This is a genomic window from Kibdelosporangium phytohabitans, from assembly GCF_001302585.1.
GTDB classification, from domain to species: domain Bacteria; phylum Actinomycetota; class Actinomycetes; order Mycobacteriales; family Pseudonocardiaceae; genus Kibdelosporangium; species Kibdelosporangium phytohabitans.
Map to the genome: position 1 here is coordinate 9,595,961 of NZ_CP012752.1, position 16,627 is coordinate 9,612,587.

The following is a 16,627-nucleotide window of genomic DNA, read 5'->3' on the forward strand; positions in this document are numbered from 1 at the left end:
GGGTGGGATGATCTGGTCGTGACGCAGGCCGTTGGGGGGTCGGCTGCCGACCCGGCGGTGGGTCAGCGCAAGGCCGCGAGCAGCATCGGGAAGGACCGGTGCAGTGCTCGTTCCCAGTAGGGCCAGGTGTGCGTGCCCGGTCCGTAGAAGTCGGTGACGACCCTGACGTGCTTGGCACGCAGGCGTTCAGCCACCGCGGCCGACTGCAGGCCGAGGAACTGTTCCGAGCGGTCGAAACCTGTGCCCGGCGGGTCGAGCGGGCCTGGTTCGCCGTTGCCGGTGGCCAGGTAGACGGGGATGCCGCGGAGCCGCCCGGCGAGGTCGTACGGGTTGTGCGCGGCCCAGATACCGGCCTGTGCCTCGGGATCTCCCCACAGGGCGAGCGGGTCGGCGCCTGTCTGCCGGACGAGTCCGGCGACCACGTCGGTGCCGATCTTGCCCTGGAATGTCGTGTGGACAAGGCCGCTGTACGACGCCGCGGCCTTGAAGAACCCGGGGTGCCTTGCGGCGTACGACAACGCGCCGAACCCGCCCATGGACAGGCCGGCGACCACGCGGTCATGACCGGACCGGTACTTGCGTTCGACCAGCCGCCTGAGTTCCTCCAGGTGGAAGGTCTCCCACGCCGGTCCGGTCAGCCAGTCGGAGTAGAACCCGGCCGGTCCGCCTTCCGGCATGACAATAAGGACATGGGTGTTGGCTGTGAACGCCTCGACGTCGGTTTTGTTCGTCCATGACTGGTGACCGGTGTTGCCGTCGCAGCACCCGTGCAGCAGGTACAGGGTCGGCCACGTGCGGTAGGGCGCACGCCGGTAGTCCTTGGGCAGCAACAGCCTCACGCCGACTTCGCGTCCGACGGCCTCGGAACGCACGGTCAGCTCCAGCAGTCGTTCGCTGAGTTGCTGTTCGCGTACGACCGTGGCGCCGCCAGTGCTTGCCGACGCAGGCGCGCTGACGAGAACACTGAACAACAGCACCAAAGACAGCAGCAGTCCGCGTAACCGCATCCTCGACCTCCGTCGGTCCGGCGCCGTGTTCCCAACTTGGCCGCCTGCCCGTTACCTGTCAACCATGTTGTCCGTTAACGGACATAACGGCTTGGCGCACGCTCTGGCCGAACACCACCCCGGTTGACACAATCACCGGATTGTCCGGTTCAGGGAGGTCCGGTGACTTCTTCGTCCGTGGTGACCACGGTGTTCCTGCCGATCGCCCTCGGGGTGATCATGCTCGGCCTGGGGATGTCCCTGACCGTGCAGGACTTCAAACGCGTGGCGTCGGTGCCGAAGGCGGCCGTGGTCGCGCTGGCGTGCCAGGTGCTGTTGCTGCCCGCGATCTGCCTCGGGCTGATCCTGCTGTTCGACCTGGCGCCGACGCTGGCTGTCGGGATGATGCTGCTCGCCGCGTCGCCCGGCGGCACCACGGCGAACCTGTTCAGCCACCTGGCCGGTGGTGATGTCGCCCTGAACGTCACGCTGACGGCGATCAACGCGGTGATCGCCGTGGTGACGCTGCCGATCGTGGTGAACCTGGCGCTGTCCGGTTTCATGGGCGGCGACGAGGAACTCGGCCTGCAGTTCGACAAGATGCTGCAGGTGTTCGCGATCGTGCTGGTGCCGGTGGCGATCGGGATGCTGGTCAGGCGCCGGTTCACCGCGTTCGCCGACCGGATGCTCAAGCCGCTCAAGATCGCCGCGATCGCGTTCATGGCCGCCACCATCGCCGTCGCGGTGTTCCAGGAACGGGCGAACATCGGCACGTACGCGCAGTCGGTCGGCACGATCGCGTTGTTGTTCTGCGTGATCAGCCTGGCCGTCGGGTATGCCGTGCCGCGCGTGCTGAAAATCGGCCACCGCCAGTCGATCGCGTCGTCGATGGAGGTCGGTATCCACAACAGCACGCTGGCCATCACGATCGCGCTCAGCCCGGCGTTGTTGAACAACCCGCAGATGGCTGTGCCGGGCGCGGTGTACGGCGTTGTCATGTTCATCCCGGCGGGCATCTTCGCGTTCTGGCTGAGCAGGCGTGCCGTGCCGCAGGAAAGCACTGTCACCTGACCTGCGGGTCCGAACCTTGACGAGCTCCGGGCTGTCCGTCTAATTTTCTAAGGACGAACAGTTAATTCCGAGATGCGGAATCTCCGGAGCCGCGTATGTCGGTCGAAATCGTCTCGATACTGGTTCTCGTCGCGGTGTTCGTCCTGGGCACCACGCTGTCGATCAACATGGGCGTGCTGGCGTTCGTCGCCGCGTTCGCCGTCGGGGCACTGGCCGCCGTTGCGCCGCTCGTCACATGGCTGGTTCTCGTGGTTCCGGGTTGGCTGTAGGGCATGCCACTCACTGGAATCACGGTGCTCGAGGTTGGCGTGTTCATGGCGGGCCCGTACGCCACGATGCAGCTCGCCGACCTGGGCGCGCAGGTGCTGAAGGTCGAGAACCCGGCGGGCGGCGACCCGGTCAGGCAGGCCGGGCCGTTCGTCGGCGGCGCGAGTTCGCCGTTCGCCCGGCTGAACCGGAACAAGAAGTCCGTCGCGCTCGACCTGAAGTCACCGGACGGCCGCGCTGCCTTCCGGCGGCTGGCCGACAATGCCGACGTGCTCGTGGAGAACCTCCGGCCAGGCGCGCTGCGCGCACTGCGACTCGACTACGACACGCTGCGCACGTCCAATCCCGGCCTGGTCTACGCGTCGGCGTCCGGCTGGGGCCAGGACGGTCCACTTGCGACGCTGCCGGGCCTCGACATCATGGCGCAGGCGCGCAGCGGCCTGATGAGCATCACCGGCCCGCCCGGCGGGCCACCGGCCAAGATCGGCATCCCCGTCTGCGACCTGGTGTGCGGGATGTACGTGGCGATGGCGGTCCTCGCCGCGCTGCGCGAACGCGACCACAGCGGCGAGGGTCAGCACATCGACGTGAGCCTGCTCGAATCCGGGGTCTCACTGGCGGTCTGGGAGGCCGGGAAGTACTTCGCCACGGGTGAGGTCGGTGGCCCGCTCGGCACCGCGCACCAGGGGCAGGCGCCGTACCAGGCCGTGCGGTGCGCGGACGGCTGGCTCACGGTCGGCGCGATCACGCCGAAAGCGTGGCGTGGCCTGTGTGAAGTCCTTGGCCTGCAAGCACTCGCTGACCAGGACCGGTTCTCGGACGCGTACCGCCGCAAGGCGAACGTCGACGAGTTGATCCGGCGGGTCGAAGAGGCGACCCAGCACCGGACTGTGGCCGAGTTGGTCACGGCGCTGGACGCAGCGCAGGTACCATGTGCCCCGATCTCGGACTACGGAGAGGTTTTCACCGCCGACGCGCTCACCGAACGGGATTTCCTCTGGGACGCACCCGGCGGCGTACGCCAACTGGGCTCGCCGATGCGCTTGTCCCGTACGCCGACGCGGCGCGACACGGCCGGACCTGCACTCGGCGCGGATACGCGTGCGGTGTTGCTCGCTGTCGGGTACACCAATGACGAAGTGGACGCGTTGGTCGGAGGGCAGTCATGAGCGTTGTGGTCGAACAGGACGGTCCAGTCCTTAAGGTCGTCTTCAACCGTCCGGACAAGCACAACGCCATGACGTTCGAGATGTACGAGTCCCTGGCGGAGGCGTGTGAACGCGCTGACAGGGACGACGAGATCCGGGCGATGGTGTTGCGTGGCGCTGGGCGTCAGGCGTTCGTGTCAGGCACCGACATCACGCAGTTCCAGCAGTTCGAGACTGGCGAGGACGGACTCGCTTACGAGCAACGGATCGCAGCGGTGCTCACGCGGCTGGAGGACGTGACTGTGCCGACGATCGCGGTCATCCACGGCTACTGCGTCGGCGCCGGTATCGCGATCGCGGCCGTGTGCGACCTGCGGGTGGCGGCGACGTCGGCGCGATTCGGCGTGCCAATCGCCCGTACCCTCGGCAACTGCCTGTCGATGAATACGTATTCACTGCTGGTCCACCACCTTGGTCCGTCGCGCACGATGGACATCATGCTGAGGGCCAAGCTGCTGACCGGCGGCGACGCCAAAGCCGCCGGTTTCGTGCACGAACTGTGCGGTGACGGTGACCTCGACCGGACGGCGAACGCCGTGATCGGGACGGTGCTGCGGAACTCGCCGCTGAGCATGTGGGCAGCCAAGCAAGCCATCGCACGGCTGCGCAGAGCCGCGGTGCCGGACGGCGACGACATCGTCAGCAAGGTGTTCGGCAGCGAGGACTTCCACACAGCCGTGGCCGCGTTCGGCACGAAGCGGCCGGTGAACTGGACGGGCCGTTAGGCCTTGCGGCCGACCCCGCACCAGGCCAGGTGATACGCCGACGGTTCGCGGTCGACGGGGTTGTCCGGGCGCCAGTCCTGGAGGTGCACGATGCCGGGTTCCTGCAGCTCCCAGCCTTCGAACAAGCGCTCCAGCTCGGCCTTGGTGCGTGTGTAGAGCCGTGTCGTGGTGTTCTTGTACGCGTCGAGGAACGCTGCTACCTGGTCTTTCTGTTCCTGCGAAGCGTCGTCCAGTGCGATGTGCGACATCACGAGCAGGCTGCCCGGCGCCAGCCGCGAGCGGTAGTGCGCGATCAGGTCGGCCGGGTTGTCCTCGTCGCCGATGAAGTGCAGCAACGCGACCATCTGCAGGCAGACCGGCTTGTCGAAGTCGATCAGCGCACGGGTCTGCGGGTGGTCCAGGATGCCGTCCGGGTTGCGCAGGTCCTCCTGGATCATGGTGACCCGGTCGGTGACGTTCTGCTCCTGCAGTTTGATCAACGAACTCTGCACCGCGATGGTGTTCGAGTCGACGTAGACGACGTGCGCCTCCGGGTTGGCCCGCAGGGCGATCTCGTGCACGTTGCCGACGGTCGGCGCGCCGGAGCCGATGTCGAGGAACTGGGTGATCCCGGCCGCTGCGGCTTCCTTCACCGCACGGCGCAGGAACGACCGGTTGTTGCGGGCCAGCGGCTTGATCGGCGGCAGGATCTGCTCGACCTGGTCGACGAAGGACCGGTCCACCGCCGTGTTGTGCGAACCGCCCAGGTACGCGTCGTACACGCGGTCCGGTGACGGCAGTGTCGCGTCGATGCCCGCTGCCTCAAGCCAGGCGACTACCGCCATGTCCTGGAAGGGCGCGACGTACTCGGACATGTCCCGGCCGGCGGTCATCCGGTCTCCTGTCAGGTGAAGTCGTGCCACGGGGAGCGCGCGGACACCGAGTTTATCGCGCGGTTCAACCGGTCACTTCGCTTCGGAGTCGATCAGCAGCTTGCCGCCCTGGCGCACGATGCGGACCGTGCGGGTGGACGTGTTCCCGCTGCCGTAGTTCACGTTGTAGACGATCTGCTCGCCGCCGTCCGGGTCGGTCGCCGTGCGGCTCGCGCCTCGCCCGCTGACCTGCGGGTACTGCGCCCAGTACCGCTCGAACGCGGCGAAGTCGCCGAACATCTGCTGCGCCCTCGGGGTCAGCATTCCCCACCGCTCCTGGGCGGACTTGTCACCGCTGTAGTAGGCGACGACCGCGAGACCCGCGGAGCGCCAGTCGATCGCGCCGCCTTCGCTGCCGACGGCGTTCGTCGGTACCGTCGACGGCGGGGTCTGCGACGGGGTGACCTGCACGGTCACCGTGTCTTGCGGCTGAGTGACCGGCGTCTGCGCACCCTGGTTGTCCTTCGAGCCGCTCGAGCTGAGCACGGTCGCGATGACACCGCCGAGGACAGCTGCCGCGACGATCGCGCCGACGACGCCCGCGACACGCTTGCTGCCGCCCGGTTTGCGAGGTTCAGCGGACCGCTGCGGCGGCCTGGGCGGGGGTGGCGGCGCGGGACGGCGCTCGACGGGCTTGGGCGGCGCCTGGACGGAGACAGCCGCGGGTGCGGGCGCGGGCATCCGCGCGACCAGCGTCTGCTGGACCGGCGCGGGCTTGCGGGGCGCCACCGGCGGGTTGATCGTCTCCTTGGGCACGACGACGGTCGCGCCCCCGGCGAGCTCGCCGAACGTGGTGACCAGTTCCGGCATGGTCGGCCGGTCCGCGGGGTCCGCGCGGAGCAGCTCCATCAGGGCTTTGCTCAACGACCCGGCCCGCTTGGGCTCCGGCACCTTGCCCATGGCCACGGCGTAGAGCTGGGCCAGCGGGTTGTCCTTGAAGCCGTACGGTGGCTGGCCTTCGACCACGTGGTACAGCGTGGCACCGAGGGAGAACACGTCCGACGCCCTGGTCGGGTCCTGTCCCCTGGCCACTTCCGGCGCCAGGTAGGCGGGCGTGCCCGCGAGCATGCCGACCGAGGACTGGGTCATCGTGCCGTCGTCGGTCGACCGGGAGATGCCGAAGTCGGTGATCTTCACCTGACCGCCCTGGTCGATCAGGATGTTGCCCGGCTTGACGTCCCTGTGCACGATCCCGGCCGCGTGCGCGGCGGTCAGCCCGGTGGCCACCTGCACGCCGATCTGCGCGGCCTCCTCCGGCGAGAGCGTGCCGCGCTCGGCCAGCAGGCCGGACAGGCTCAGCGACGGCAGGTACTCCATGATCAGACAGGGGTCGCCATCGTGTTCGGCGACGTCGAACAAGGCGATGGCGTTGCGGTGCTGCAACCGCGCGGCGATCCGGCCTTCGCGCATGGCCCTGCGGCGCGCGTCGGCGGCCTGGCTCTCCGAGAGCCCGGCGCGCATCAACAGCTGCTTGATAGCAACCGTGCGGTCGAGCCGCTCGTCACGTGCCTGCCAGACGATTCCCATCGCGCCACTGCCGATGGTGTCCAGCAGCCGGTAGCGACCGGCGACCAGCTGCCCCTTTTCGATGACTACTTCTTTCCTCGCGTGCGTGTACCCGACGGCGTCAACCTTATCGAACCCAACCCGCGTTCCGGTGAAGCGGCAGGGGGTCGGCCGGTAGCAAACCAAGCGATTGTTTGGTTTGATGGGCGTATGCTCGGCTCGGAACACGACGATCTGCGGGACGCCGTGCGGCACATGCTCGACCGCGCCGACGTCTCGTGGACAGGGCTGTGCCGCCAGATCGGCGTCGCCGGACTCGCCGTACCGGAGCAATACGGCGGCGCGGGCGCGACATTGCTGGAATCACACGTCGTCCTCGAGGAAACCGGGCGCGTACTGGCACGGGTGCCGATGTTGTCCACAGTGCTGGCCACACAAGCTCTGCTACTCAGCGGTAATGCGCCGGCGTGCGCGGATCACCTGCCCGGCATTGTCGACGGCAGCACATCGGCGACTGTCCTGTGGGCGGATTCGGTTTCCGAAACGGTCGCGTGCGTACTCGACGGCGATGTCGCCGATGTGCTGCTCGTCGCCACACCCGATGGTCTTTATCTCGGCGATTCCACGCATCGCGTGCATACCCCCGCGATGGACGAATCAAGGCGGCTGGCGACCGTGCGCCTTTCCGGCGGAACCCGGATCGGACCGCCCGCGCCGCGGCTGCGGGACATCGCGTTGAGCGCGTTGAGCGCCGAACAGGTCGGCGCCGCGCAGCGGTGTTTGGACATGACCGTGGACCACACCAGGACCCGCGTCCAGTTCGGCAGGCCGATCGGCAGTTTCCAGGCGTTGAAACACCGGATGGCCGACATGCACGTTCTCGTCGAGACAGCCAGGTCGATCTCGTACGCCGCCGCCGAGAACCCGGACCTCGCCGCCGTGGCCGCGGCGCACTGCGCGGAAACACTGTCCACTGTGGCGGGTGAGATGATCCAGCTGCACGGCGGGATCGCGATCACGTGGGAGCACGACGCACACCGCTACTTCAAGCGGGCGCACAACAGCGCGCAGCTGTTCGGCCAGCCGCACGAGCACGTCGCGCGGCTGGTGGACGTCATATCCAGTCGGCGTGCCGCGACCACGTGAAAAGGTTGTCCAGCATGGCGTTGGGCTTGCGTTCGGCCTGCACGTCGGTCGCCGTGTAACGGCCGCGGTAGAACAGCAGCGGCTGGGCGTCACGGCACGCGCCCAGCTGGCGCACACGGCCGATCACGATGTGGTGGTCGCCGCCGTCTCGGACTTCCTCGACGTCGCAGTCCACCCACGTCAGCACGCCGTCCAGGATCGGCGCGCCGCTGGGCGCGGGACGCCAGCGCGTCGCGGCGAACTTGTCCGCACCGGCCCGGCCGAACACCGTCGACAGCTCCTGCTGGTCGTCGGCGAGCACGTTCACGCAGAACCTGCCGGACCGCTCGATCGCCTGCCAGGTACGGGAAGTCCTGCCGGGGCAGAACAGCACGAGCGGCGGGTCGAGCGACAGCGCGGCGAAGGCCTGGCAGGCGAACCCGACCGGGCCCTCGCCGGTGACCACCGTGACACCCGTGCAGAAATGCCCGAGCACCCGCCGGAAATCAGCCGTCACGGTGGCAGTCACGGTTTCGCGCCGACGCTGAAGTCGTGGCCCCACAGGCTGACCGCCGTGCTCTCGCGTGCGATCCAGTCCTCGTCGTCGACCTGGCGGCCCTCGCAGCCGAACTCCACGTCGAAGCCACCCGGTGTCTTCATGTAGAACGACAGCATCAGGTCGTTGACGTGCCTGCCGAGCGTCGCCGACAGCGGCACTTCGCGGCGCAACGCCCGGTCGAGCGTGAGCCCGACGTCGTCGCTGTTCTCGACCTCGACCATCAGGTGCACGATCCCGCTCGGTGTCGGCATCGGCAGGAACGCCAGGCTGTGGTGGCGCGGGTTGCAGCCGAAGAACCGCAGCCACGCCGGCGGCCCGTCGGCCGGGCGGCCGACCAGTTGCGGCGGCAGCCGCATCGAGTCCCTGAGCCGGAAACCCAGTACGTCGCGGTAGAACCGCAGCGCGGCCTCGTCGTCGTGTGTGGACAGCACGACGTGACCGAGCCCCTGCTGGGCGGTGACGAACTTGTGCCCGTACGGGCTGACCACCCTGCGGTGTTCCAGGGCGGCGCCGTGGAACACCTCGAGCGTGTTGCCCGACGGGTCGTCGAACCTGATCAGCTCGACCACGCGGCGATCGGCCAGTTCGGCCGGTGTGCCTTCCTTGTACGGCACGCTCGCCTCGTCCAGGGCGGCACGCACCTCGGCGAGTTCGGCGGCGTTCGCGGCCTCCCAGCCGGACTGCGCCAGCCGGTCCCGCTCGCCGGGGAAGATCACCAGCCGCGCCGGGAAGTCGTCCATCCGCAGGTACAGCGCGTTCTCGTCGGTACCCCTGCCTTCGACCATGCCGAGCACCTTGAGGCCGTACTCGCGCCACTTGGCCATGTCGGTGGCCTCGATGCGCAGGTAGGCGAGCTGTCGGATGCCCATCACGTGCTCCCGATGAAGTCGAGGGAAAGCCGGTTGAACTCGGCGAACTTCTCCAGCTGAGCCCAGTGCCCGCACCTGCCGAAGACGTGCAGTTGCGCGCGCGGGATGAGCTTGAGCGCGAGCAGCGCACCGTCGATTGGGTTCACCCGGTCCTCACGGCCCCAGACAAGCAGAACGCGTTGCCGCAGCTTGTACGCCTCACGCCAGAGCATGCCCTCTTCGAAGGTCTCCGGGCTGGTGAACGACTTGCCCATGGATGCCATGGCCCGCAACGACTCCGGATCGGCGGCGACCCGGTAGCGCTCCTCGATCAGCTCGTCGGTGACCAGCGACTGGTCGAACACGAGCGTCCGCAGGAAGTCCGCGAGTTTCTCCTTGGACGGTCCGGGCGGCGCGGCGAACGCGTACAGCCGTTTGATGCCCTCGGTCGGGTCCGGGGCGAACACGTTCAGGCCGAGTCCGCCGGGCGCCATCAGCACGAGCCGGCCCGCCCGGTCGGGGTGGCGCAGCGCGAACCGCACGGCTGTTCCGCCACCGAGCGAGTTGCCGACGAGGTGCACCCGTTCGATGCCGAGTGTGTCCAGCACGCCGAGCAGCGCGTCCGCGCTGTAGGTGAAGAACTGGCCGGTGATCTCGGGTTTGTCCGAGTCGCCGAAACCGGGCTGGTCGACGAGCAGGGTCCGGTGGCGCTCGGCGAACACCTCGAGGTTGCGGCCGAAGTTGCTCCACGCGCGGGCGCCGGGCCCGCCGCCGTGCAGCATCACGACCGGCTCTCCCGTACCGGCTTCGTGGTAGTGCAGCTTGAGGTCCGGCCCCGCCTGCGCGGTCCGCGAGGTGGACTCGAATGTCAGAGCCATGCGTCCTGCACCTTCAGGCCGAGTTCCGACTTGCCGTACATGGCTAGCGCGCGTTCCGGGTCGTTGATCGCGTGCACCCGCCCGGCGTGCGCGTCACGCCAGAACCGCTGGATCGGCGTGCCCGCGTTCAACGCCTTGCCACCGGAGTTCTCGAACAGCCTGTCCACCGCGCCGATCGCTCGTGCGGTCGCTTTGACCTGGTCACGCCTGATCCGCATCCGCAGGTCGAACGGGACCTTCTCGCCGGCGTTGACGTGCTTGCAGGCCGTGCCGATGTTGTGTTCCAGCTGCAGCCAGGCAGCGTCGATGTCGCTCGCCGCTTCCGCCACGCGCACCTGCGAGTACGGATCCTCGGCGGCCTTGTTGCCGTATGAGGCCCGCACTCGTTCCCGCATGTAGGACACGTGCGACTCGTACGCACCTGTGGCCATGCCGACGACCGGCGCGGCGATCGAGTACGAGAAGACCGACGCGAACGGCAGCTTGTAGAGCGGGCCGGTGTTCACTTCCTGACCCGGGCACACGCACTTGCCGGTGTCCTGGAAGCTCAGCGTCCGGTAGTCGGGCACGAACACGTCGTCGACCAGGATGTCGTTGCTGCCGGTGCCACGCAGTCCGACGGTGTCCCAGACGTCCTCGATCTTGTAGTCCGCGATCGGCAGCAGGAAAGTCCGGAAGTCGACCGGCGCGCCGTCGTCGCCCAGCACGAGCCCGCCGAGGAAGACCCATGAGGCGTGGTCGCAGCCGGAGGAGAAGCTCCAACGGCCGGAGAAGCGGAACCCGCCGTCGACGGGGGTCGCTCGTCCCATCGGCGCGTACGAGGAGGAGATCCGGGCGTCCTGGTCCTCGCCCCATACGTCCTGCTGCGCTTGTGCCGCGAACAGGCCCAGCTGCCACGGGTGGCACCCGAGCACCGAGGAGACCCACCCGGTCGAGCCGCAGGCGCTGGAGATCATCCGGACCGAGCGGTAGAAGTCCAGCGGGTCGGCCTCCAAGCCGCCGTGCGGCGCGGGTTGCAGGAGTCTGAAGAACCCGGCCTGCCGCAGCGACTCGATCGATTCCGCAGGGATCTTGCGCAGATCCTCGGTCTCCTGGGCGCGTTCTCGCAGCACCGGCAGGAGTTCCCGGACCGCGGCGACGACCTCGCTCATGAGCAGCTCCCGAAACTGGAACGTGTTCTCCCTACTGGACCCAGGCTAGAACACGTTCCAGTTTCTGTCGATGTTCCGGCGCTCAGCCCATGATCACGAAGCAGGCTCCGCACTGTCGCCCCCACCGCGGGTACCCGCGACAGAGATGCTCCATCCGTCTACCGAGCCAACCGGCTCCCGTTTACCGCCCTGAACGTGCGACAGGAGTCCTTTCTCCAGATTTCGATGGAAGGCATGCGAGATGGTGGCGGGGGTAGCTCGGATAAATGAGCAGAACTCCCAGGTGGGAGCCGACTCGTTCACCATCCGCTCGCCGCGGGACACGGTGCGCCCCTCCAACAGGGCGGGTCCATGTCCGATCTACCATTCGGGCGCATGTCGCCTGTGTCGCGTGGCCGCAAGAAGAAGAGTACGAAGAAGCGGAAGAAGAGCCTCACCCCGCTCCCGCTCGTGCAGGACGTGAGACTTCCTCCCGAACCGGCTTGGCCGGCACCGAACTGGTTCGCGCCCACCGTCCACAGTGTGCTCGGCAAAGCCGACATCCTGTTGGAGGCGTCAACGCCGCGTGCGGTCGAGCAAACAACCGCGGAGCTTCTCGGCGCCGAGCTGTACCGGGTGATCAATGGCCACTACGACGGGCCGGAATTCGCCAATTGGTTCAAGCATCTCGCCGCGGCGGCGGGCAGGGACGGTCGTGCGCAGACCGCACGTCTACTTCGCGGCATGACCATGCTGGGGCCGCCACACCTCGCGCCTCACGCCGAGGCCGCGCTCCGCGGCTCGCGGTCACACCTTCCCGACTGGCTGCGCGATCCAATGAAGGTCACGGCTGCCGGCGACTTGTGGCAGATACGCGATGCCTACGGCTCGAGGATCGCGATCATCGCGACCTACCGCTACCCCGGCGAAGAACTGCCCGCCGCCTTCCTCTTCGATCTCGAAACCGGGACGACCCCGGTCGCGCTGGTCGAGCCCGGCCTCTTCGACGACGTCGAACAGGCCGTCGAGGCGTGGCGATCGGCCGTCGGCGACACGGCCAAGCAAGCGCAACCGGTTCCCGTCCGCTCTTCGGACCGTCTGCAGCCGCTCGTCCAGCTCGACATGGATGAGACCTTCATCCGAGGTGACGAGACCCAAGCCGCGATGAACAACTGGTTCCGGGTGGCGCGGCGGGTCCACGACCTCGGCGTGGCGACGACGGAACGCGGCGCGGCCCTCCTGCCGCCCGCACTCGATCTGTACCGCGACTTCGACATCGAGCCGATGGCCACCGGGTTCACGGACTGGTATCGCGATCGGCACGGCACAGAACCCGACACCGAAGCCGTCGCAGCACTGGCGACCGACTGGATGGAAGGTGTGGTGCCGCAAGTCTGGCATTCGATCTCACCGACGCGGGTCGAAGCCCAGCTCGCGATGTTCGCCGACGACTGGGTCCCCGAGGATCCGCTGACCGGTCTGGCCAAGGCGCTCTTCCCGCAATGGGTGCGTTGGCACGGTGAGCAGTCGGAGCTGCCCGAACACCTCGTCAACCACGCCGTCACCACGGCCACCCACGATCACCGGGTGCGCACCTAGCCCGAATGGGTGGTACCTCTCAGTAAAGAATCATGTATACCCTCCTTGAGAAAGTGGCGCCGGTCACAGGGAGGCTCACCCATGCGACACGCCTTGGCGCGGTGCCTCGCGTGTGGCTCCCGATGTGCCTACTGCGATCTCCCGGTGCTGCTCACCTGCGAACACGAGCATCCCGGCTACGGCGTCGTCGAACAGGTCAACGACCTCGGCGGACTGACCGGGCTCGGTCTCGTGCACCGGTTCTGCCGGGACTCAGCGCGGTCACGCAGCGCGGCTCGGCGTGGGCTTGTCGTCAGAAGGGCGTATCTCGGACGCGCCACCGAGCGTTATGAAGCGCATCAGCCAGTGCGGCCTTACGATCGGCTCGGGGTTTGTCCGGGTGACGGACCGCGGTGGCGGATTGCGAAGATGCGGTACGCGTGCAAGGCGTGCCGTTACTACACAAGCTCACACTGACGAGGTTGGGTCCACGTGGTCGTTCGTCTCGTACTTGGTCTGTTGATGACCGTTGTCGGGCTTGGGTTCGCCGCGCAGCGGGTGCTCTGGCTGAACCGGTTGATCCGCTCGGGGCAGCCCGACAACGACAGGTCCGACAATCTGGGCACCCGCGTCGCCGCGCACCTCGCCGAGGTGTTCGGCCAGCGCAAGCTGCTGAAGTGGTCGGTGCCCGGCATCGCGCACCTGTTCACGTTCTGGGGCTTCGTGATCCTCGCGTCGGTGTACCTCGAGGCGTACGGCGCGCTGTTCTACGACAAGTTCGCGATCCCCTTCATCGGCCACTGGTCGGTGCTCGGCTTCCTCCAGGACTTCATCGCCGTGATGGTGGCCGTCTCGCTGGCGGTCTTCGCGATCCTGCGGATCAGGCAGTCACCGGAACGCAAGGAACGCAAGTCCCGCTTCTACGGCTCGCACACCGGCGGCGCGTGGCTGATCCTGGTGATGATCTTCAACGTGGTCTGGACGATGTTCCTGTTCCGCGGCGCGTCCGCGGCGGCGGGCAACCTCCCCTACGACGGCGGCGCGTTCGTGTCGCTCGGGGTCGGCAACCTGCTCGAACCGCTCGGCCACAGCGCGAACGAGGTCATCGAGACCGTCGGGCTGCTGCTGCACATCGGCGTGATGCTCAGCTTCCTGATCATCGTGCTGCACTCCAAGCACCTGCACATCTTCCTGGCGCCGATCAACGTGACGGCCAAGCGCCTGCCGGACGGCCTGGGCCCGCTGCTGCCGATGAAGTCCGACGGCAAGCCGATCGACTTCGAGGACCCGGGCGAGGACGACGTGTTCGGCCGCGGCAAGATCGAGGACTTCACGTGGAAGGGCATGCTGGACTTCGCCACGTGCACCGAGTGCGGGCGCTGCCAGTCCCAGTGCCCGGCGTGGAACACCGGCAAGCCGTTGTCCCCCAAACTGGTGATCATGGACCTGCGCGACCACATGTTCGCGAAGGCGCCGTACCTGATCGGCGGCAAGGAGCCGTCGGACGCGGTGGAAGTGGTCGAGCAGAACGACCCGCACCACGTGCCCGAGGCGGGATTCCCGCGTGTGCCCGGCGACCAGGGCGGACGACCGCTGGTGGGAACGCTGGAAATGGGCGGCGTGATCGACCCGGAAGTGCTCTGGTCGTGCACGACGTGCGGCGCCTGCGTGGAACAGTGCCCGGTGGACATCGAGCACGTGGACCACATCGTCGACATGCGCCGCTACCAGGTGATGATCGAATCGGAGTTCCCGACCGAACTGGGGACGCTGTTCCGCAACCTGGAGACCAAGGGAAACCCCTGGGGCCAGAACAACAACGAGCGGATGGACTGGGCGAAGGGCCTCGACTTCGACGTGCCGGTGTTCGACGGCGAACTGGCGTCCGACGTGGAATACCTGTACTGGATCGGCTGCGCGGGGGCCTTCGACGACAACGCCCGCAAGACGGTTCGCGCCACAGCCGAACTGCTGCACCTGGCCGGCGTCAACTACGTGGTGCTGGGCAAGGAGGAGAGCTGCACCGGTGACCCGGCGCGGCGATCGGGCAACGAGTTCCTCTTCCAGATGATGGCGCAGCAGACCGTCGAGATGCTCAACGCGGTCTTCGAAGGCAGGGAACCGCTGCAGCGCAAGATCGTGACGACTTGTCCGCACTGCATGAACACGCTGGGTCGCGAGTATCCGCAACTGGACGGGAACTACGAAGTCGTTCACCACACCCAGTTGCTGAACAGGCTGGTTCAGGCCGGCAAACTGACGCCCGTCGCTCCCGCGGACCCCCAGGGGCCTGGAGTCACGTATCACGACCCGTGTTACCTGGGGCGGCACAACAAGGTTTACACGCCGCCGCGTGAGCTCATCGGTGCGGCCGGTGCTTCGCTCACCGAGATGCCTCGGCATGCCGATCGCTCGTTGTGCTGCGGCGCTGGTGGTGCTCGGATGTGGATGGAAGAGCGGATCGGCAAGCGTGTCAACGAAGAGCGTGTCGACGAGGCTCTCGGCACGGGTACCGACACCGTTGTGACTGGGTGTCCTTTCTGTCGGGTGATGATCAATGACGGTTTGACTACCCGGCAGAGTGAGGGGCTTGGTGACGGTGTCGCCGTCAAAGATGTGTCTCAGCTTTTGCTTGAGTCTGTGAGGCGTTCCGTCAGTTCGGACAATGTTCCTTCTGCTGATTGATTCACGGAACAAGCCTTTCCCTCGCCGGGGGCTGACCTCTGGGCAGGAGCCTTCTTGCTCTGGTCCTCGGCGTGTTCTTGGTGGCGTGGGTGCTCTGCCCGTCGCTGCGCTTGCGCGCTTGCCGCTCTGGCCGGTTTGCGTGCTTGTGCGCGGGTCGCTGTTGGCCGGTTCTGCGCTTGCGCGCCAGCTTCCTTGGGCTGGCCTGCGGCTGCGCGCTGGCTTTCTCGGGCTGGCCCGCGCTGGCGTACTAGTCTTCTCGGACTGGCTGGCCCTGGCGCGGCTCGCCGCTCGGACTGCCGCGCGCCTGCACACTGGCTTTCCTGGGCCGGCCTGCGCTTGCCGTTGTTGGTGGTCGGGCGTTCTTGACTGGTGTGCCGGCCGACTGGCGGTGGGCTGACTTCCATTCGGTTTGGCCGAAGCTTTTCCTCGGCAACCGGCTTTGGCTAGTCGCCTCCCTTGATGTCTGCCAGGACATCCGCCACCAGCTGATCGTCGATTTCCCTGCTGCTCATCCCGCGGGACAACACGCCGAGCATGCGTTCGCGGGCCGCGTTGACCATTTCCGGGTCCCAGTCGCGCATCGGGCCGTCGATCACCAGCATCGAGAAGCCGTGTACGGCCGACCATGCCGTGATCTCCGCGAACGGCCGGTCACGTGGTGCCAGGTGACCGACTTCCACCAGCAGGTCCAGGCCTTCGATGAGGAACCTGAACGCGGCGTCCATCTTGGCCAGTTCCGGTCCGTCCATCGCCGCACCTTGTTCGAACGCTGTCCGGAACAGGCCGGGTTCCGCGGTGGCGAAGTCGATGTAGCCGCACGCGATGCCGCCGAGGGTGCTCATCGCGCGCCGGACCGGGTCGGCTATCTCGGGGAGCGCTCCTATTCGTTTGCGCATGGCGTCGGCCATCCGGTCCATCGCCTGGTCTTTCGCCGCTCCCAGGAGCTGTTCGTGGTTCTCGAAGTGTCTGTAGGCCGCTGTCGGGGTGACGCCTGCCGCCTTCGCCGCTGATCGCACGGTCACCGCTTGCGGGCCGCCCGTCTCCGCGAGTCGGGCGGCGGCTGCGATCAGTGCGTTGCGCAGGTCGCCGTGGTGGTAGCCCCGCTTGGGCTGGCCTGTCATGAGATTAATGTTGACACCCGTGCACATTC

16 protein-coding genes are annotated in these 16,627 nt (G+C 67.3%); 7 read left to right on the forward strand and 9 right to left on the reverse strand.

The window, feature by feature from the left end; all coding sequences use genetic code 11:
- Positions 1 to 62: 62 nt before the first annotated feature.
- Positions 63 to 1,007, reverse strand: a complete 945-nt coding sequence (locus AOZ06_RS42740) for an alpha/beta hydrolase (protein ID WP_054294578.1) — start codon at positions 1,005 to 1,007, stop codon at positions 63 to 65.
- Positions 1,008 to 1,169: 162 nt separating this feature from the next.
- On the opposite strand from AOZ06_RS42740, the gene AOZ06_RS42745 reads away from it, so the two are divergent.
- From AOZ06_RS42745 to AOZ06_RS42755, 4 genes are all read left to right on the forward strand, one after another.
- The gene (locus tag AOZ06_RS42745) at positions 1,170 to 2,057 is read left to right on the forward strand and encodes a bile acid:sodium symporter family protein (RefSeq protein ID WP_236951919.1); all 888 of its coding nucleotides are present in this window, start codon (positions 1,170 to 1,172) and stop codon (positions 2,055 to 2,057) included.
- A gap of 95 nt (positions 2,058 to 2,152) precedes the next feature.
- Positions 2,153 to 2,326 carry a hypothetical protein gene (locus AOZ06_RS55375; RefSeq protein ID WP_083472308.1) on the forward strand — a complete coding sequence of 58 codons (174 nt, stop codon included), beginning with the start codon at positions 2,153 to 2,155 and terminating at the stop codon, positions 2,324 to 2,326.
- Between the two features lie 3 nt (positions 2,327 to 2,329).
- Positions 2,330 to 3,493, forward strand: coding sequence for a CaiB/BaiF CoA transferase family protein (locus AOZ06_RS42750; RefSeq protein WP_054294579.1), 1,164 nt, complete (start codon positions 2,330 to 2,332; stop codon positions 3,491 to 3,493).
- Positions 3,490 to 4,257, forward strand: a complete 768-nt coding sequence (locus AOZ06_RS42755) for an enoyl-CoA hydratase/isomerase family protein (RefSeq protein ID WP_054294580.1) — start codon at positions 3,490 to 3,492, stop codon at positions 4,255 to 4,257. The genes AOZ06_RS42750 and AOZ06_RS42755 overlap by 4 nt, the downstream gene beginning before the upstream one ends.
- Here the strand turns inward: AOZ06_RS42755 and AOZ06_RS42760 are convergent.
- Together AOZ06_RS42760 and AOZ06_RS42765 are read right to left on the reverse strand one after the other, a co-directional pair.
- Positions 4,254 to 5,129: an SAM-dependent methyltransferase gene (locus AOZ06_RS42760; RefSeq protein ID WP_225953038.1), complete on the reverse strand. Its 876-nt coding sequence runs from the start codon at positions 5,127 to 5,129 to the stop codon at positions 4,254 to 4,256. The two genes, AOZ06_RS42755 and AOZ06_RS42760, sit on opposite strands and share 4 nt — an antisense overlap.
- Positions 5,130 to 5,201: 72 nt before the next feature.
- Positions 5,202 to 6,758 carry a serine/threonine-protein kinase gene (locus AOZ06_RS42765; protein WP_335338430.1) on the reverse strand — a complete coding sequence of 519 codons (1,557 nt, stop codon included), beginning with the start codon at positions 6,756 to 6,758 and terminating at the stop codon, positions 5,202 to 5,204.
- 126 nt (positions 6,759 to 6,884) lie between these two features.
- Between AOZ06_RS42765 and AOZ06_RS42770 the strand changes: the two genes are divergently transcribed.
- On the forward strand, positions 6,885 to 7,820 hold the full coding sequence (locus tag AOZ06_RS42770; protein WP_054294581.1) for an acyl-CoA dehydrogenase family protein: 936 nt from the start codon (positions 6,885 to 6,887) through the stop codon (positions 7,818 to 7,820).
- On the opposite strand, the gene hsaB is transcribed toward AOZ06_RS42770, so the two are convergent.
- Genes hsaB through hsaA form a run of 4 tightly spaced genes read right to left on the reverse strand, consistent with a single transcriptional unit; the run spans position 7,789 to position 11,235 of the window.
- Complete coding sequence (gene hsaB / locus AOZ06_RS42775) at positions 7,789 to 8,328, reverse strand: 3-hydroxy-9,10-secoandrosta-1,3,5(10)-triene-9,17-dione monooxygenase reductase subunit (protein WP_054294582.1); 540 nt, start codon at positions 8,326 to 8,328, stop codon at positions 7,789 to 7,791. The two genes, AOZ06_RS42770 and hsaB, sit on opposite strands and share 32 nt — an antisense overlap.
- Positions 8,325 to 9,227 carry an iron-dependent extradiol dioxygenase HsaC gene (gene hsaC, locus AOZ06_RS42780; RefSeq protein WP_054294583.1) on the reverse strand — a complete coding sequence of 301 codons (903 nt, stop codon included), beginning with the start codon at positions 9,225 to 9,227 and terminating at the stop codon, positions 8,325 to 8,327. The genes hsaB and hsaC overlap by 4 nt, the downstream gene beginning before the upstream one ends.
- A complete protein-coding gene (gene hsaD, locus AOZ06_RS42785; RefSeq protein WP_054294584.1) occupies positions 9,227 to 10,084 on the reverse strand; it encodes a 4,5:9,10-diseco-3-hydroxy-5,9,17-trioxoandrosta-1(10),2-diene-4-oate hydrolase in 858 nt (285 codons plus the stop codon). The genes hsaC and hsaD overlap by 1 nt, the downstream gene beginning before the upstream one ends.
- Positions 10,075 to 11,235, reverse strand: a complete 1,161-nt coding sequence (hsaA, locus tag AOZ06_RS42790) for a 3-hydroxy-9,10-secoandrosta-1,3,5(10)-triene-9,17-dione monooxygenase oxygenase subunit (protein ID WP_054294585.1) — start codon at positions 11,233 to 11,235, stop codon at positions 10,075 to 10,077. Before hsaA ends, hsaD begins: the two co-directional genes overlap by 10 nt.
- A 522-nt stretch (positions 11,236 to 11,757) precedes the next feature.
- Here hsaA and AOZ06_RS42795 point away from each other — a divergent pair.
- On the forward strand, positions 11,758 to 12,813 hold the full coding sequence (locus tag AOZ06_RS42795; protein ID WP_157233554.1) for a hypothetical protein: 1,056 nt from the start codon (positions 11,758 to 11,760) through the stop codon (positions 12,811 to 12,813).
- Between the two features lie 75 nt (positions 12,814 to 12,888).
- On the opposite strand, the gene AOZ06_RS58640 is transcribed toward AOZ06_RS42795, so the two are convergent.
- Positions 12,889 to 13,050 (reverse strand): hypothetical protein, encoded by a 162-nt coding sequence (locus AOZ06_RS58640; RefSeq protein ID WP_157233555.1) that lies wholly within the window; start codon positions 13,048 to 13,050, stop codon positions 12,889 to 12,891.
- A 234-nt stretch (positions 13,051 to 13,284) separates the two neighbouring features.
- On the opposite strand from AOZ06_RS58640, the gene AOZ06_RS42800 reads away from it, so the two are divergent.
- The gene (locus AOZ06_RS42800; RefSeq protein ID WP_054294587.1) at positions 13,285 to 15,477 is read left to right on the forward strand and encodes a (Fe-S)-binding protein; all 2,193 of its coding nucleotides are present in this window, start codon (positions 13,285 to 13,287) and stop codon (positions 15,475 to 15,477) included.
- Positions 15,478 to 15,920: 443 nt separating this feature from the next.
- Here AOZ06_RS42800 and AOZ06_RS42805 read toward each other — a convergent pair whose 3' ends face one another.
- Entirely contained in the window at positions 15,921 to 16,598 is a 678-nt protein-coding gene (locus tag AOZ06_RS42805) for a TetR/AcrR family transcriptional regulator (protein WP_063810216.1), read from the reverse strand.
- Positions 16,599 to 16,627: the final 29 nt, after the last annotated feature.

Excerpts from the sequence above, each read along its gene's own strand:
- hsaD (WP_054294584.1), bottom strand. The coding sequence starts at position 10,084 with ATGGCTCTGACATTCGAGTCCACCTCGCGGACCGCGCAGGCGGGGCCG.
- AOZ06_RS42770 (WP_054294581.1), top strand. The coding sequence starts at position 6,885 with ATGCTCGGCTCGGAACACGACGATCTGCGGGACGCCGTGCGGCACATG.
- AOZ06_RS55375 (WP_083472308.1), top strand. The coding sequence starts at position 2,153 with ATGTCGGTCGAAATCGTCTCGATACTGGTTCTCGTCGCGGTGTTCGTC.
- AOZ06_RS42740 (WP_054294578.1), bottom strand. The coding sequence starts at position 1,007 with ATGCGGTTACGCGGACTGCTGCTGTCTTTGGTGCTGTTGTTCAGTGTT.
- hsaA (WP_054294585.1), bottom strand. The coding sequence starts at position 11,235 with ATGAGCGAGGTCGTCGCCGCGGTCCGGGAACTCCTGCCGGTGCTGCGA.
- AOZ06_RS42805 (WP_063810216.1), bottom strand. The coding sequence starts at position 16,598 with ATGACAGGCCAGCCCAAGCGGGGCTACCACCACGGCGACCTGCGCAAC.
- hsaC (WP_054294583.1), bottom strand. The coding sequence starts at position 9,227 with ATGGGCATCCGACAGCTCGCCTACCTGCGCATCGAGGCCACCGACATG.
- AOZ06_RS42750 (WP_054294579.1), top strand. The coding sequence starts at position 2,330 with ATGCCACTCACTGGAATCACGGTGCTCGAGGTTGGCGTGTTCATGGCG.
- AOZ06_RS42755 (WP_054294580.1), top strand. The coding sequence starts at position 3,490 with ATGAGCGTTGTGGTCGAACAGGACGGTCCAGTCCTTAAGGTCGTCTTC.
- AOZ06_RS42760 (WP_225953038.1), bottom strand. The coding sequence starts at position 5,129 with ATGACCGCCGGCCGGGACATGTCCGAGTACGTCGCGCCCTTCCAGGAC.